Raw genomic sequence first — 14,247 nt, 5'->3', positions numbered from 1 at the left:
TAAAGCTTAAATTTATAATTTGAATTAGTAACTTGAATTCTTGGTTTGGGATGAGCTTAAAATTTGCAAACAAGTTTTATAGCTGTTCATTAGCCTTGTAGATTTTAGGGAATAAATTTTAGGGGATAAATTTTAGGGAATGATTTCTACAGGTGCGCCATTTACCAAGCGGTTTTTCCCATCCGTAACTAACTTTTCTCCTGGTTTTACTCCTTCAAGAATTTCTTGTTTTGCCAATCCTTCAATCCCGGCTTTAATCTCTCTTTGTTCGACAGTTCCTTTTTCTTCATTAACTACAAAACCATAAGGCTTGCGATCACGGAAAACAAAAGCATTAAAAGGTGCAATCGTTGCACGACTTTTCTCCTCTGTTGCAATCCAAGCAGAAACTTGTTCTCCGTCTTGGATATTAGCAATACCTTGATTGATGCGGATGGTGACGCGAACCGAACGCTCCCCTGGAGATACTGAAGGGCTGACGGAAAAAACAGTCCCTTGGGCGCTGGCTAACTTCATTAAGTCTTCTCCCGTAATGCGTCCTGAATTTGCTTTGGAGCGATCGCGATCAAGAATTATAAATGCTCGCTGTCTTCGTTTTACTCTTGCTCCCTGAAAAGCCGGTAACTCAACGTTGACCTCAAAACGATTGGGATCGATGACAATAATTGGTAATCTTTCGATGATACTTTGGTATTCAGCCCCTGCATTAACTCTTTGTGGCGTCCAATAATCTCCTTCACGGATATTGAGACGGGAAATTATTCCATCAAAGGGGGCGACAATCTCAGTGTCTTCGCTTTGTACATTACTTTGGGTAAGTTTAGCATTAGCTGATTTCACTCCTGCTTCAGCGGTATCGACACGGGTTTTAGCAGCTGCTAGCTGAGCTTCTGCAGAACGTACCCCAGCTTCTGCTGTAATTTCTCCGGCTTGAGCATTTTTATAGTTTGTTTCTTTAAGATCCAATTCTCGCTTTTCTACTGCTCCTTCTGCTACAAGTTCTTGATATCTTTTCAGATCTACTTGGGCAAAATTCTTATCTGTAATTGCTTTTTGCAATTCGGCTTTGGCTTGCGCTAAAGATTCTTCAGCTTGTTTTAAACTCGCAACTGCATCGCGCACCTGATTTTTAGCCTCAATATGTCCTGCGGCTGCTACAGTTATGTTTGCATCGTGTTTTCGGCGATCTACTCGAGCTAATAGTTGTCCTTTTTTAACTCGATCACCTTCCCGTAAATCTCGTCCTTTAACTTTTTTGATGTAATCAATAGTTCCTTCAGCCTGGAAGGTAAGATGTTTTTTGGTTATGGCATTCACAGTTGCATCACCATACACCCAAGCCTGTATGGATCCAACTTTTACAGGCACAGTTCTTACTGTAAGTCTTCCTTGGTTGAGATTATTTTTGATTTCCTCTGAAGGTTTTTGAAAACTAGAAACAGAGCGCCAAAGTGTTATTCCACCGGCAAATATAAAAATAGCACCTAACAACAACAACCACTTGGATTGACCGGTAATATTTTTTTTAAATTGTGAAACATTGACTTTGCCGACAAATTTTGAAGTATCGACATTGTCAACGGATTCAGATACTTTTTCAATACTTTCATGTTGTTCAGTAGTCATTGCAACACAATCACAACTAAGGTATAAATATTCTAAAAGTAGCAGTTATACCTTTGAAAAAGCAGAAATCAAAATTATTCTTTAAGATTGATTGGCTAAAACTTATCGTTCATTCTATTTTAAGAATTTGAGGGGAAAATAAAACTAAATTAATAAACAATATACACCTTATTTGCCGTAATTTTGGCATCTATCTTTATATATATTTATTCAGTTTTTTGCCATCGTTATTTAATAGATTGACCTCAATTCAGAAACCTATCTTCCATCCCTGATGGAGTCAGATTTTTCTCATAATACAGTTGCCACAAACCTTTTAGATTAAGACTTAGCTCTCTGAAAACAACTATTAATTTTTGTTTTTTAAATTTAATAATTAAGAAGATAATGACATTACAAAAGTTTACAATATAGGGTATATTTATCTATCAATGGTTTTACTGGTAAAGAAGTAATTTTGGCACAAATACGTAAAGTCTATTTGATGCAGGAAGGCTTAAAATAATAATATTATTAGTATGAAACAAACAATGGAAATCTTAAGAGTTTTTTTATTTATACATCAGAGTATAAGTACTAAAATATACAAATTGTGTCGCGTATACTGTTTGCTTAATGGTCAATAAGTCGATTCTAAAATGATGTTAAGACCTCATAAGTAAAAAATAAATATTTAAGTAGAGACTTACAATTAGTTGTAAATCTTGTTTGTGAATTGGCAGATCTGCCAATAGGAAATACTAATATTTTAGAATTGGAAATTTTTAATTTTAGACTTGTACTATTCTGGCTTTCATTACAGACCTAACTTTATTGCCGATCCGACCTAGGCAAGATATCTTTGAGCAATAAAAAATTATGGAAACTGCTGTGGATCGATTTTGGTATTTGGTATCTGGCGCACTCTCCCTCAACCCTGAAGTGTTTAGGTGGATTAATATTTTACCTGATGCATCAAAGGTAGCATTAACGCTTGTGTTAATGGCAGGTTTATCACAAGCGATTGGTCAGTGTGTGGTTCTCTTTCTTAATCGAGTCAAACCATTTCGCTTTTTTTTAAGTCTTTTGGTTGCAGCCATTATATTTGCTTTTGCCTTTGAATTTTGGGCTTTTAGTACTTGGTTAACCAGCACTATTGTTTTTAAAAGTAATGCTGGTTTTGGTAGTATAGCTCGGGTATTGAGTTTGAGTTATGCACCGCAGATATTTGGTTTTTTGGGAGGACTACCCTATTTAGGTATACCCATCTTCGTAGTGCTGTCGGTGTGGAGTTTGCTGGGAATGGTAACGGGCTTGGGTGTTTTGACTGGGTTGGGTGTTTGGGAGTCTTTTATCTGTGCGGGGTTGGGATGGTTACTTTTTCAGATTTTGCAGCGTACTATTGGTCGTCCGATTGTAGCTTGTGGTCGGTGGTTATCAAATAAGGTCGCTGGAACAGAAATAGACAGGAATCGGACAGGTTTGGATATTCCTGTAGAGAGTGGGAGAAAATCGCCTCCTAACGCCAAATCCACAAAAAAAAGGATACAGGAGACAGTTCAAAAATCTCAGATCAAAAAATTTCAGATCGAACGTTTCATCAATTTCAGAGTCATCGCATTTACCGTTTGTATTTTTCTGATTTTAATATCGCTAATAACTCAGAATTGGTTGGCTGTTTGGTTTGGTGCAGTTACCCAAGGAATCAAACTCTTGGTTCAATTAGCATTTATTAGTGCGATAGCTCTATTTGTTTCTATACTTCTAACTCCTCTGGAAGCGTTGGGTTGGTGGGCTGGATGGTACGGTAATGAAGTCATAAGGGTAGGAACTTCAGTCAAACCTGTTTCTCCTCAAACTCAAATTGCTCGTTATGTGGTTTATTTGGATGGAATTAATCAAGGTTCTTACAAGTATTTACCAAGTGTAAAAATTTTCCTAGATCGATTAGCTGTTGGTCTTCCACCAAATGTGCTAGTAGTGAAAGGGATTATACCCTATTCGGCAAGAAATAAAGCTTTAAAAGAAGGGGCTTTAGGATTTTTGTGGCGTATAATTAATTCCATTGCTTTAAAAAATCCCAATAATCCAATTGCTTTTATTATTAATATTCGTAATATTGTTGCTGTCGCTGTCTCTGCAGATTCGCGCTACGGACAAATTCAAAATCAAGGACTAGCAAAAGTATTATACACAAGTTTACTAGAGAATGGTTATGAAATTGGTAGTGGTACCCCTATCACTCTGATTGGATTTAGTGGTGGGGGGCAAATGTCTATGGGAGTAGTATCACCTCTCAAAAGACTAACAGGTGCACCAATAGAAGTTATTTCCTTAGCTGGAGTAATTAGTGGTAATACTGGAGCCATGGAAATCGAGCACCTTTACCATTTAGTAGGGAAGCAGGATCACGTGGAGAAAGTCGGTTCCATTATGTTTCCTGGGCGTTGGTCAGTTTTCTTTTTATCTGAATGGAATCGTGCTAAACGTCGCGGTAAGTTCAGCTTTATTCCTTTAGGTCCCGTAGGTCATAACGGTGTAGATGGTCCTTTTTCCGAACAAGAATTTTTGCCTGATGGTCGGACGAATCTAAGTCAGACATTGGATATGATCATTGGAATTTTACTTAAGGATTGGACTTTAACAGGGTTTAATCCAGAAAAGCTAAAACCCAGTAATTACGAACTGTATCAGCAAGGTATTTTTAGCAATTATAATTACTACCCTGTAAATCAATGGGTTGACTCAACACTTTATCAATCCATTGGAACTTGGATGGGACGTCTGATACTACCAACTCAAGAACAACGTCAAGTTACAAAAGGTGTATTTTTTGAAGTTTATCATACCAATGCAGATTACCAACATCTTCTGGGACAGACTGTTATTTTACGTTGGAGCGAACACCCAGAAGTCCAGGCTTACGTACAAAGGGTTACCCAAAATGTTCACTTCATAGAACAAGTTACAGCTAGTAAAAAGCAAGGAAATATTCACCCAGATAGAATTAACCATTGGCATCATGTAGATCCTTTAGAATCTTTGGCAGGTGCTAGACCTAAAGATGATGTAATTGTCAAGTTACCAGAACCTCTGGCGATCGAAAATAACGATGGGAGCTTTGTAATTAAAATTGATCGCGATCCAATTCAAATTTCCGGTCGCTTTTATGGCTTGGTAAGTATTATTCAACATTTGGGCAACGATCTATTTAAGGTGTGCCACTATAACCGTACCTCAAGGAGGTTTGATGGTGCTGACGAAATCGTTTATATTCCTTCTGTAATTGCAGATCGTGAAGGTGTTTTCCCTTCCAGCAACGTTCAAATTGAAAACTCTGCGATCAATGAACAAGGTTGGTATATTTATGGGGCGAAAAACATTGATGGTACCTTTGTCGTTCAAGCCATAGCTCCCTATCGTTTACTTTCACTTTCCTTAGATCAAGTAATTTTTGGTGAAAAAGCAACCTTAGACTATATCAATCATGAGTATTGGCGAGATGTAGGTGATGATAAAGGTCAAATCTCAACGGTTCTGCTTTACCCCAAAGTATCTTCCACTCCAGATTTTCTCGAGCAAAAGCTCGATCTAGAAATCGAAGCGATAAATCAATGGGAAGAAGGTGATCGCGCTCTTTTAATGCACGTTTTTGGTGGTATTGGCGGTAAAAATCCAGAATTTACGCCATTGGGAATTTACTTCGGTCATTTTGCTTATGGAATTGCAAAAGTCATCCGGGAACCCTTAAGCCAGGAATTATGCTTTGATATTGAATATCGGCAGATTTATGCCCATAACAATACTGCTATTATTGCTGGGAATAATTCTTGGATTCGCTACATGGGCGATCGTCAATGGGGATTTTTAGGCTATCGACCAATTTCAGATATATTGGTAAAGTTCAGCCCTTTAACGGAAGATTATGACTTCGACGGGTGCAAATTTTCGCCTTTGGATCGTATTATCCATGAATTGGATACAATGGCAGCACGTTATCGAGTAGGAGATGGTACGGGAACAACTTTTGTTGGTCCATTAAACTCCTGCGTCCAAGATTCCCAGGAAGCACTTTACCACTCTCTCAAACGAACTATTGCCGATCTTGAGTCAAACCCAAATTATGTTCGATGGTTGCGAGAAAATCCCGAACATCCGCAAACAAAACGTTTTCTTCAATTAATCAATTTAGTTCAATCCTTATCTTCCGAGTTGATCCCTTTAGGAATAGTACGACCTGACTGGCAAGATGATCGACCAACATTAGGTAGTTTTCCCATTGAGAATCCTGCAGACACAATATTAAAGACTTTAGCAAGTTGGCGATCGCTCCTACCTCGTTTAGCAAATGATCGCGTAGCAATGATTTTTCTCCGCTTGGGTGCTTCTCTGTGGGTTCAACGTACTAATCAAGTGGGTGGTTTAAATCCCGATATAGAACCATTAGCTCCCACTGACTTTGGGAATGAGGTTCCTGAAATTAAAACACCTTTTTCAAATTAACAGTTCAAATTAACAGTTGAAGGAGTTATTATCTCATCCACGTGAAAATGAAAATTACCTTAGGACTTACGCAACCAGCACATTTTTCTTGTAGGGTGCGTGACACAAGCGAGTTAACCTGAACGTATTAATAAGGTTTTGAGTGTCACGCACCACCGGTGTATTGTGACAATTGCGTAAGTCCTGTTACCTATTAGTAACAATTAAAGCTTGTATTGCGGTTTGTAAGGTGATATGGAAATAAATTTTATATACGACTGCTCCATCTAAAACTACAAATACAGCATAAAATAACCAGGTGTGCGATATTTTTAGGACTTATGCACTCGTTACCTTAGTGTTTAGCGCCTAGCGCAGCGTAACGTAGTTATTGCGTAACATAGTTATTGCGTAACCGATTGCACGCGTCTGACGACGTTAGCGCAGCGATGCCGTCAGGCTTACCGCAGGTAGCGCAGCTAGAGGCTAGAGGCAAAGACGCGCCTTACGGCGTAAGCGCAGCCATACCGTAAGGTTTAACGCCGACGCCGCAGGATCTGACTAACGTCACCTTGCGGATATGCCGTCGCCGCAGGCTCTAGTTATTGCGTACCGGACAGGTATTGCGAGTCCCTTCGGGACTTATTCCCAATGGTTTGGGATTGCTATTTATTGCGAAACAGAGCCCGTGGCGACGGCAAAGCTTTTGGCTATGCTAACGCCTCAGAGGCGTGCAATCAGTAAGCGCTAATCTTATCTCACAATGACTCTAATTAGGTCTTCCGTGCGTAAGTGCTGATTTTTATAAATAAATCCTACCAGTCTTTTTACGGACAACTTTTATTAGTCCTGTAGTTAAAAACTATTGGTCAATCACAATAGCTCCAGTATGTTTAGGAATATTATTTATGAGCCAATCGTGGAATGATTTAGCTCGCCAGCTAGGAACTGGTAGCCTTAGTCCTGATGCTAGCCCAGAATTATTTTTATTAATTACGATTGCGATCACTACCGTATTTTTGTGGCAAGTTCCAGGAGGTAAAATCCTGATTTATCCTTTCACAATCCTAGCAACTTGGTTCCATGAGATGGGACATGGATTGATGGGAATAATTTTGGGAGGAGATTTTGAAAGGTTAGAAATAGAAAAGAATGGTAGTGGATTAGCCCGATGTAGTGGTAATTTTTTCTTGGGACGAGTTGGTAATGCTTTATTTTATGCTGCAGGTTCGATGTTTCCACCTCTTATTGGTGGGGGATTGATTATAGCTTCCCGTAATTTGCAGATATCCCACAATCTTTTAGTGATTCTTGGCTTATTTTTAATTTTTTCAGCCATCGTTTGGGTACGAACTAGTTTTGGGATTTTAGTCATTCCCCTCTTGGGTTTCTTAATTTTGGTAATTGCGCTGAAAACTCCTCTTGAGGTGCAGAAGTTTGCAACTCAATTTATTGGCGTTCAAGCTTGTATAAGCACCTTTAAAAATTTTGGTTATTTATTTACTTATAAGATACCTGGGGGATTTTCCGATACTGCTAGAATTGCCGAAAACCTATTTTTACCTCACTGGTTTTGGGGAATTCTTATGACGGTTGCATCCCTAGAAATTTTACTGCAAAGTCTGAGGATTGCTTATTTTATATAGTTTATGTATTTAAATATTTCATTAACGAAATACGATATTTATAAGCAAAAATATACTACTTCTTTTGGGTATATTTCAGTGCACTCTTAGAATATTTTTAAAGTTATATTATTTACCTATTATATCTTGGCTCCCTCTGAATTCTCCTTTTTTTAAGGGGATTGGGGGATCTCAACAATAATTTTGAAGGCTTGATTTGTCAAAAAACCTGTAGAGATGCGACAAAGGCTGCGGCGTTGTCAGCCTCTGTCGCGTCTAGGACAACCCATCAAAATTAATGCAAAGGACTACTATTAGGGCAATTCCTATTTCAATATATCGAACAAATAATACATCTAAATTATGTACTTTTCAGTAATCTCAGTTTCTAGATTAAACAATTGATAATTCACATTAAAGTAATTTTTTTGACTTGAAATGTTAATGATTTTTCGATGCGATTACCGCTAATTTATTAATCAAGCAAGGGGTTGCAACGCAAATAAAAAGTAACAACTCGTTGTAAAGAAACACTAGTAATTAAAGGACAAAAAATCATGTCTACTACAAAAAAGCAAAATCTGTTTGCTGATGTTACAACTCAAGAGTCTTCCACTGTTAGTGGTGGTACAGCTGTTGTTAACTTCAATCTTGATTCCTATTTGTTTAGTTTGGGTGCTGGTTTACAGTTTGGAAACCCTGGATTAACTGCAGATGAAACTCAATTTGCTTGGGAAAACTCTATTGTAGCAGTCGAAATAATTCCTGCTGTTGCTAACACTGGTGTTAATGTACCTGCTTCTTCTTTATTTTAAAAGCAAGTAATTTTGCACCTTTACTCTCTTCCGATATCAAGAGTACCGATGAAAATAGATGTAAATTTCTAGAGAAATTGAAAAAATAAAATAGGTAATCTAATATCGGGAAGAGATTAATATAGCAAGCATTAAGAGTTCTGATGAGGTCATGATATTTCATTAGGCATGCCTTCTTCTAAATACTGGAATATTCTGATATATTTCAGTATTTAGATTTATATTTTGAAAGCATTAATGAAAATATCTTACCTGTTAAATATATCATCTTACTTCTCAAAATAGAACTGATGAAACAACAAAATTCCTTATTTACGGAAATAAACGTGGACGAACTAATTACCGCTAGTGGAGGGACAAATCAAATTAGTTTTGATATTGAAAGATATTTATTTATTTTAGGTACTGGCTTTTTGTTTGGTAATCCTGGACTTACTAAAGATGAAATTCAGTTTGCTTGGGAGCGAGCATTTATATTTGATAATCAACATAAATTTAAATGTACAAGATTTTGATCGCAATCCAATTTGATTTGCAAATAAATTAACTTTATTAAGACGCGCCGTGGTGCGTCTCTACAATATTGATTGTCACAAATGATTCAGGATTGCTGTCTAAGTCCTGATATCCGTTCATATATTAGCATTAGCTATTCATATTTCGTTATTTATGACATTGGTGGTTAGTAAATATCACCAATGTTTTTGCTTTGTGTAGTTTTCGGAAATCGCAATAACATTTTTATGTCAACCCACTATCCACTATTGGTAATTTGATTAGCGTTTAGCGGTCGTGATTTATCTGTTTAGTTTCTATATCTTGTTAATTAAAGCAAGAGTTAATCAACTGCAAAAGATATATCGAATATTTTTGCGGATAACTCAAAGCTGTAACTAATAAGGAGAAAATCATGATTGAGAATAACAAAAACTCTCTATTCACTGAAATTAATCTTGAAGATGCAACTGTTGTTAGTGGTGGTATGAACAATAATGTTTTTGAACCATTTAATTTTACCCCCTACTACGACTATTTATATTCAAATATTCCAATTGCGGGTTTCGATCCTGCTTTGATGCAAAGTGTTTACCAAAATTCTTTTCCTTTTTTTAATAATGCAATTACTACAGCATTTAGTAATGGTTCATCTTCTTTTGATGGACTAAATGTAATTCAGTCATTAGTTAATGGTCTTACTGGAGTTGGATAGATAATTACAAAAAATGAAATTATCTAATCTCCATAGTTGAGTAAAAGATAATCAAATACTAGCCATTTTTGTGCTTGAGAATTAACCCAAACCTAGGAGTAAGTGATACACAAATGAATGAAAATATACTTTTCACCGAACTAGATAATCTTGATTGTACTAGTGTCAGTGGTGGATTATCCATACCGGAAAATATAAAGAGGATGCTTCTTCAACCCATAACAACTCAACCTGTTATATTACCGGGGTACGAACCAATTGATATATCAGAACAAATCAAAGAAACTTTCAAGGAATTAATTCCAGAGCTATATATACAGATCTAACAAAATTAACTTTTCCAGTTTTTGTGAAATAGATCCGAATTTGGCTCTAAATATTATCTCAGCAGTTAGTAAAGTTATAAAGCGAAATTACAAAATAGCAATAATTCAATAACTTGGGCTAACTGCTGATTTGTGAATTAGAAATTGACGTAATCTTCCAACTATGAAATACACACACGTAGCCCAACATAGCGAAGAAGACTGTGGTGCTGCTTGTCTTGCTGCGATCGCAAAATATTATGGACGCTGTTTAACTCTTAATCATACTCGAGAAATTATAGGAACGGGACAACTGGGAACTACCTTATTAGGGCTTAAACGTGGTGCAGAAACTCTTGGTTTTACTGCTCGTCCGGTGAAAACTTCCGCCGAGATTTTAAATAGAATGGGTGAAGCACCTTTACCGGCTATTATCCATTGGAAGGGCAATCATTGGGTTGTATTATATGGTAGGAAAGGCAAAAAATGTATAGTTGCAGACCCTGCAGTTGGTATTCGTTATCTTTCTAAAACAGATTTAGCTCGGGGTTGGACTGACTGGTTGATGTTATTACTAGAACCAGATCCCATCAATTTTTTACCACAAGCAGATGATAACACAGGTGGTTTTTGGCGTTTCTTGAAAAGAGTTTGGACCTATCGAGGAATTTTGGCTCAAGCTTTACCCATCAATTTAGTTTTGGGTCTTTTATCTTTAGCTTCTCCTTTTTTACTGCAAATTCTTACAGATGATGTTTTAGTTAGGGGAGATACAAAACTGCTAACTACTGTTGCGATCGCAGTAGTTGTAATGAATGTAGTTTCTAGCGGTCTTTCTTTAGTACAATCAAATTTAATTGCCCATTTTGCCCAACGTTTGGAATTAGGTTTAGTATTAGAATTTGGGCGACAAATACTAAATTTACCCTTAACTTATTATGAGTCGAGACGTAGTGGAGAAATTACCAGTCGTCTCAGAGATATTCGTCAAATTAATCAATTAGTTTCTCAAGTTGTTGTTAGTCTTCCCAGTCAGTTTTTTATTGCTGTCATTTCTTTTGGTTTTATGGTCTTCTATAGCTGGAAGTTAACAGTAGTGGCAATATTTGTTGCTATATTTATGACAGTATCAACCATTGTCTTTCAACCAACATTACAGCGCAAAACTCGGGAATTATTAGTCACAGAAGCAGAAACCCAAGGAGTATTAGTAGAAACATTTAAAGGCGCTCTCACGCTCAAAAGTACTACTGCTGCTCCTCAATTTTGGGATGAATTTCAAACTCGTTTTGGAAGTTTGGGAAACCTAACTTTCCGCACTATGCAAATCGGTATTTTTAATGGTAGTTTTTCCAAATTAGTCTCAGCAATTGGTAGTGTTGCTTTACTTTGGTTTGGTGGAAATTTAGTAATCGATCCTGCTGAAAAATTCAGTATTGGACAACTTTTGGCTTTTAACTCGATGAACGGTAATTTTTTTGGGTTAATTGCAACTGTTATCAGCTTTGTTGACGAATTTACCCGCGCAAAAACTGCAACTCAACGCCTCACAGAAGTTATAGATGCTACCCCTGAAACTAAAGGTAATGATAAAAAACCCTTTGCTGCTATTCCCAACAACGCAGATATAGTTTGTACAGATGTTAACTTCCACTATCCAGGACGTTTAGATTTGTTAGAAGATTTTTCCCTAACTATACCTGGAGGTCAGGTTATTGCTTTGATTGGTAAATCTGGTTGTGGTAAAAGTACTTTAGCAAAAGTTTTGTCGGGATTGTATGCAATCCAATCTGGTAATATCCGCGTTGGACTTTATAATCTAGATGATTTGTCCTTAGATTGTTTGCGACACCAAGTAGTGTTGGTACCGCAGGATGCTCATTTTTGGAGTCGTTCAATTGTTGAAAACTTTCGTTTAGGTCAACCTCATTTGAGTTTTGAGCAAATTGTTAAAGCTTGTCAAATAGCTGAAGCGGATGAATTTATCAGTAGGTTACCAGACAAATATCAAACAGTATTAGGTGAATTTGGTAGTAACATTTCCGGTGGACAGCGTCAAAGATTAGCAATAGCAAGAGCGATCGCTAACGATCCACCAGTACTAATTTTAGATGAATCAACTTCTGGCTTGGACACTGTAAGTGAAGCTCATGTTTTAGATAGATTATTACGTTATCGACAAGGAAAAACGACTATTTTGATTAGTCATCGTCCCCAAGTAATTTGTCGTGCTGACTGGATTGTAATGTTAGACCGAGGTAAATTAAAAATTCAAGGTTCTCTACAAGATTTACGTTCCAAATTTGGCGAACATACAGAATTTTTAACCACTTTTGCTCGGGGATAGTTAAGAACAGATAGAGATTTTGCAACGGAAACCGATCGCTGATAACGGATGAGAGATTTTGCAGCAAATATTTTTGACTTTTGATAACTGACACCCATGCTTTACAAACAGAAACAAAAATTTCTTCCTCCTATTAGAAGTGAAGAATTTCTTCCTCCTGTAAGTCGTTGGACTTCATTTGCGGGAATTACTTTACTCGGAAGTGTTGCAGCTGCTATTACTTTAGCATCTTGGGCTGAATATAATGTTACTGTTCGAGCCCCTGCCAATGTTCGCCCTGTTGGTGAAAGCAAAGTGGTACAATCAGCCACTGAAGGAACTGTTACAAGTATTCAAGTTAAGGGAAATCAACAGGTTCAAAAAGGTGATGTCATCGCCTATTTAGATGATGAAGAGTTGAAAATCAAGAAAAGTCAATTAATTGGTAATATTCGACAATACGATCTACAAATCAGTCAGATAAATAATCAAATTCTAACTTTAGAGACTCAGATTTTATCTGAATCCAGAGTAATCGAACAAACCGTTGGTTCTGCTGAAGCTGATTTGGAACGCAATCAAAAAGAATATCAAGAACGAAAAGCAATAACAGAAAGTGAATTGTTAGCAGCTCGAGCAAATTTACAAAAATCAAAAGCTGAATTACAAAAATTTTATCGCGATTTAGAATTTGCAAAAACAGATTATCAAAGGTATCGAGAACTTTTAACAGACGGTGCTATTTCGGAACGACAAGTGGACCAAAAAAAACTTGCAGTTCAACAAGCTTTATCAGCAGTTGAGACACAAAAAAAAGTCATAGATATAGCTAAAACACAAATTCAAAAAGCTAAAGCAGCTGTAAATCCCAGTAATGCAACAGTTACTATTGCAAAACAACGAATCGACCAAGAAAAAGCAAAAGGAGAAACAACACTTGCTCGATTACAAAAAGAAAAACATGCTTTAACTCAAAGAAAAGCAGAAATCCAAAATCAATTGCAACAATATCAAAAAGAACTGCTGCAACTTGAAAATCAAATTCAGGACAATACCATTTACGCTACCACAGATGGTTTTCTTCTTCAGCTCAATTTACGCAATCCCGGACAAGTAATACGTCCTGGTGAAACTATTGCTCAAATTGTACCCAAAAATGCACCATTGGAGATTAAAGCAATGGTTCCCACAACCGAGATAAAAAAAGTTGAAAAGGGACAGAAAGTTCATTTACGGATTAATAGTTGCGAATATCCCGACTATGGAACCCTCAAAGGTGTTGTCACTAATATTTCACCCGATGCGATTATACCCCAAAGGGAAAACAAAACTTCAACGAATCCTGCTGCTAGTTATTTTGAAGTCACAGTAAAACCAGAAAGTCATATTTTTGGTAACAGTCACAAACAATGTCTAATTAAACCTGGAATTGATGGAACAGCGGATATCATTTCACGCAGCGAGACACCCCTACACTTCATTTTACGTAAAGCGAGATTAATAGTTGATTTGTGAATTTTGGTAAATTTTGAGTTTTATGGGTACAGCAAAATTGAGGAGTCAGAAGACAGGATTCAGAAGTAAAACATCGTTTAAAACTGACTTCCAGCTTTTTAACTGTACCTTATTTTTCTCCTTGTATTCTCAATTCGCAACCAATTATTAGTATGTGATTCATAACAACCTATATGTATGATAAATTACTCTTGGGTATGAGTTATGAGTTATTTAACTAACAATTACAAGCATTCTTTTGAGAATTAATTGTGATTTACAGAATCAAATTACAAGGATTTAAGTATTTAGGTTGCTTGGGAGCCTTTAGTTTAGGTATTCTCCAAACAATAGTATTTTCAGGTAGTAAGGTTTCAGCACAAAA

The 14,247-nt window shown here is 36.8% G+C and carries 10 protein-coding genes; 9 read left to right on the top strand and 1 reads right to left on the bottom strand.

Annotation, left to right across the window (positions count from 1 at the left end; genetic code table 11):
* Positions 1-132: 132 nt before the first annotated feature.
* On the bottom strand, positions 133-1,626 hold the full coding sequence (locus QNJ50_RS14270; protein ID WP_300636258.1) for an HlyD family efflux transporter periplasmic adaptor subunit: 1,494 nt from the start codon (positions 1,624-1,626) through the stop codon (positions 133-135).
* 858 nt (positions 1,627-2,484) lie between these two features.
* Between QNJ50_RS14270 and QNJ50_RS14265 the strand changes: the two genes are divergently transcribed.
* The 9 genes from QNJ50_RS14265 to QNJ50_RS14225 all read left to right on the top strand — a co-directional run bounded on the left by QNJ50_RS14265 (position 2,485) and on the right by QNJ50_RS14225 (position 13,883).
* Complete coding sequence (locus QNJ50_RS14265) at positions 2,485-6,108, top strand: CAAX protease (protein ID WP_300636256.1); 3,624 nt, start codon at positions 2,485-2,487, stop codon at positions 6,106-6,108.
* 559 nt (positions 6,109-6,667) lie between these two features.
* Complete coding sequence (locus QNJ50_RS14260) at positions 6,668-6,838, top strand: hypothetical protein (protein ID WP_300636254.1); 171 nt, start codon at positions 6,668-6,670, stop codon at positions 6,836-6,838.
* 157 nt (positions 6,839-6,995) lie between these two features.
* Positions 6,996-7,733, top strand: a complete 738-nt coding sequence (locus QNJ50_RS14255) for a M50 family metallopeptidase (protein WP_300636252.1) — start codon at positions 6,996-6,998, stop codon at positions 7,731-7,733.
* Positions 7,734-8,269: 536 nt separating this feature from the next.
* Positions 8,270-8,527 carry a hypothetical protein gene (locus QNJ50_RS14250; protein ID WP_300636250.1) on the top strand — a complete coding sequence of 86 codons (258 nt, stop codon included), beginning with the start codon at positions 8,270-8,272 and terminating at the stop codon, positions 8,525-8,527.
* Between the two features lie 290 nt (positions 8,528-8,817).
* Positions 8,818-9,042, top strand: coding sequence for a hypothetical protein (locus QNJ50_RS14245; protein WP_300636248.1), 225 nt, complete (start codon positions 8,818-8,820; stop codon positions 9,040-9,042).
* A gap of 395 nt (positions 9,043-9,437) precedes the next feature.
* The gene (locus tag QNJ50_RS14240; RefSeq protein WP_300636246.1) at positions 9,438-9,737 is read left to right on the top strand and encodes a hypothetical protein; all 300 of its coding nucleotides are present in this window, start codon (positions 9,438-9,440) and stop codon (positions 9,735-9,737) included.
* A gap of 113 nt (positions 9,738-9,850) precedes the next feature.
* Positions 9,851-10,063: a hypothetical protein gene (locus QNJ50_RS14235; RefSeq protein WP_300636244.1), complete on the top strand. Its 213-nt coding sequence runs from the start codon at positions 9,851-9,853 to the stop codon at positions 10,061-10,063.
* 163 nt (positions 10,064-10,226) lie between these two features.
* Positions 10,227-12,389, top strand: a complete 2,163-nt coding sequence (locus QNJ50_RS14230; protein WP_300636241.1) for a peptidase domain-containing ABC transporter — start codon at positions 10,227-10,229, stop codon at positions 12,387-12,389.
* A gap of 96 nt (positions 12,390-12,485) precedes the next feature.
* Positions 12,486-13,883, top strand: a complete 1,398-nt coding sequence (locus tag QNJ50_RS14225) for an HlyD family efflux transporter periplasmic adaptor subunit (protein WP_300636239.1) — start codon at positions 12,486-12,488, stop codon at positions 13,881-13,883.
* Positions 13,884-14,247: the final 364 nt, after the last annotated feature.

It is taken from the genome of Mastigocoleus sp. MO_188.B34 (genome assembly GCF_030065675.1).
Taxonomy (GTDB): domain Bacteria; phylum Cyanobacteriota; class Cyanobacteriia; order Cyanobacteriales; family Nostocaceae; genus Mastigocoleus.
This window is presented reverse-complemented; position numbering and strand designations above follow the sequence as displayed.

What these genes read in the sequence shown, in the direction of transcription:
- QNJ50_RS14270 (WP_300636258.1), bottom strand. Translation starts at nt 1,626, where the DNA reads ATGACTACTGAACAACATGAAAGTATTGAAAAAGTATCTGAATCCGTT.
- QNJ50_RS14265 (WP_300636256.1), top strand. Translation starts at nt 2,485, where the DNA reads ATGGAAACTGCTGTGGATCGATTTTGGTATTTGGTATCTGGCGCACTC.
- QNJ50_RS14260 (WP_300636254.1), top strand. Translation starts at nt 6,668, where the DNA reads ATGCCGTCGCCGCAGGCTCTAGTTATTGCGTACCGGACAGGTATTGCG.
- QNJ50_RS14255 (WP_300636252.1), top strand. Translation starts at nt 6,996, where the DNA reads ATGAGCCAATCGTGGAATGATTTAGCTCGCCAGCTAGGAACTGGTAGC.
- QNJ50_RS14250 (WP_300636250.1), top strand. Translation starts at nt 8,270, where the DNA reads ATGTCTACTACAAAAAAGCAAAATCTGTTTGCTGATGTTACAACTCAA.
- QNJ50_RS14245 (WP_300636248.1), top strand. Translation starts at nt 8,818, where the DNA reads ATGAAACAACAAAATTCCTTATTTACGGAAATAAACGTGGACGAACTA.
- QNJ50_RS14240 (WP_300636246.1), top strand. Translation starts at nt 9,438, where the DNA reads ATGATTGAGAATAACAAAAACTCTCTATTCACTGAAATTAATCTTGAA.
- QNJ50_RS14235 (WP_300636244.1), top strand. Translation starts at nt 9,851, where the DNA reads ATGAATGAAAATATACTTTTCACCGAACTAGATAATCTTGATTGTACT.
- QNJ50_RS14230 (WP_300636241.1), top strand. Translation starts at nt 10,227, where the DNA reads ATGAAATACACACACGTAGCCCAACATAGCGAAGAAGACTGTGGTGCT.
- QNJ50_RS14225 (WP_300636239.1), top strand. Translation starts at nt 12,486, where the DNA reads ATGCTTTACAAACAGAAACAAAAATTTCTTCCTCCTATTAGAAGTGAA.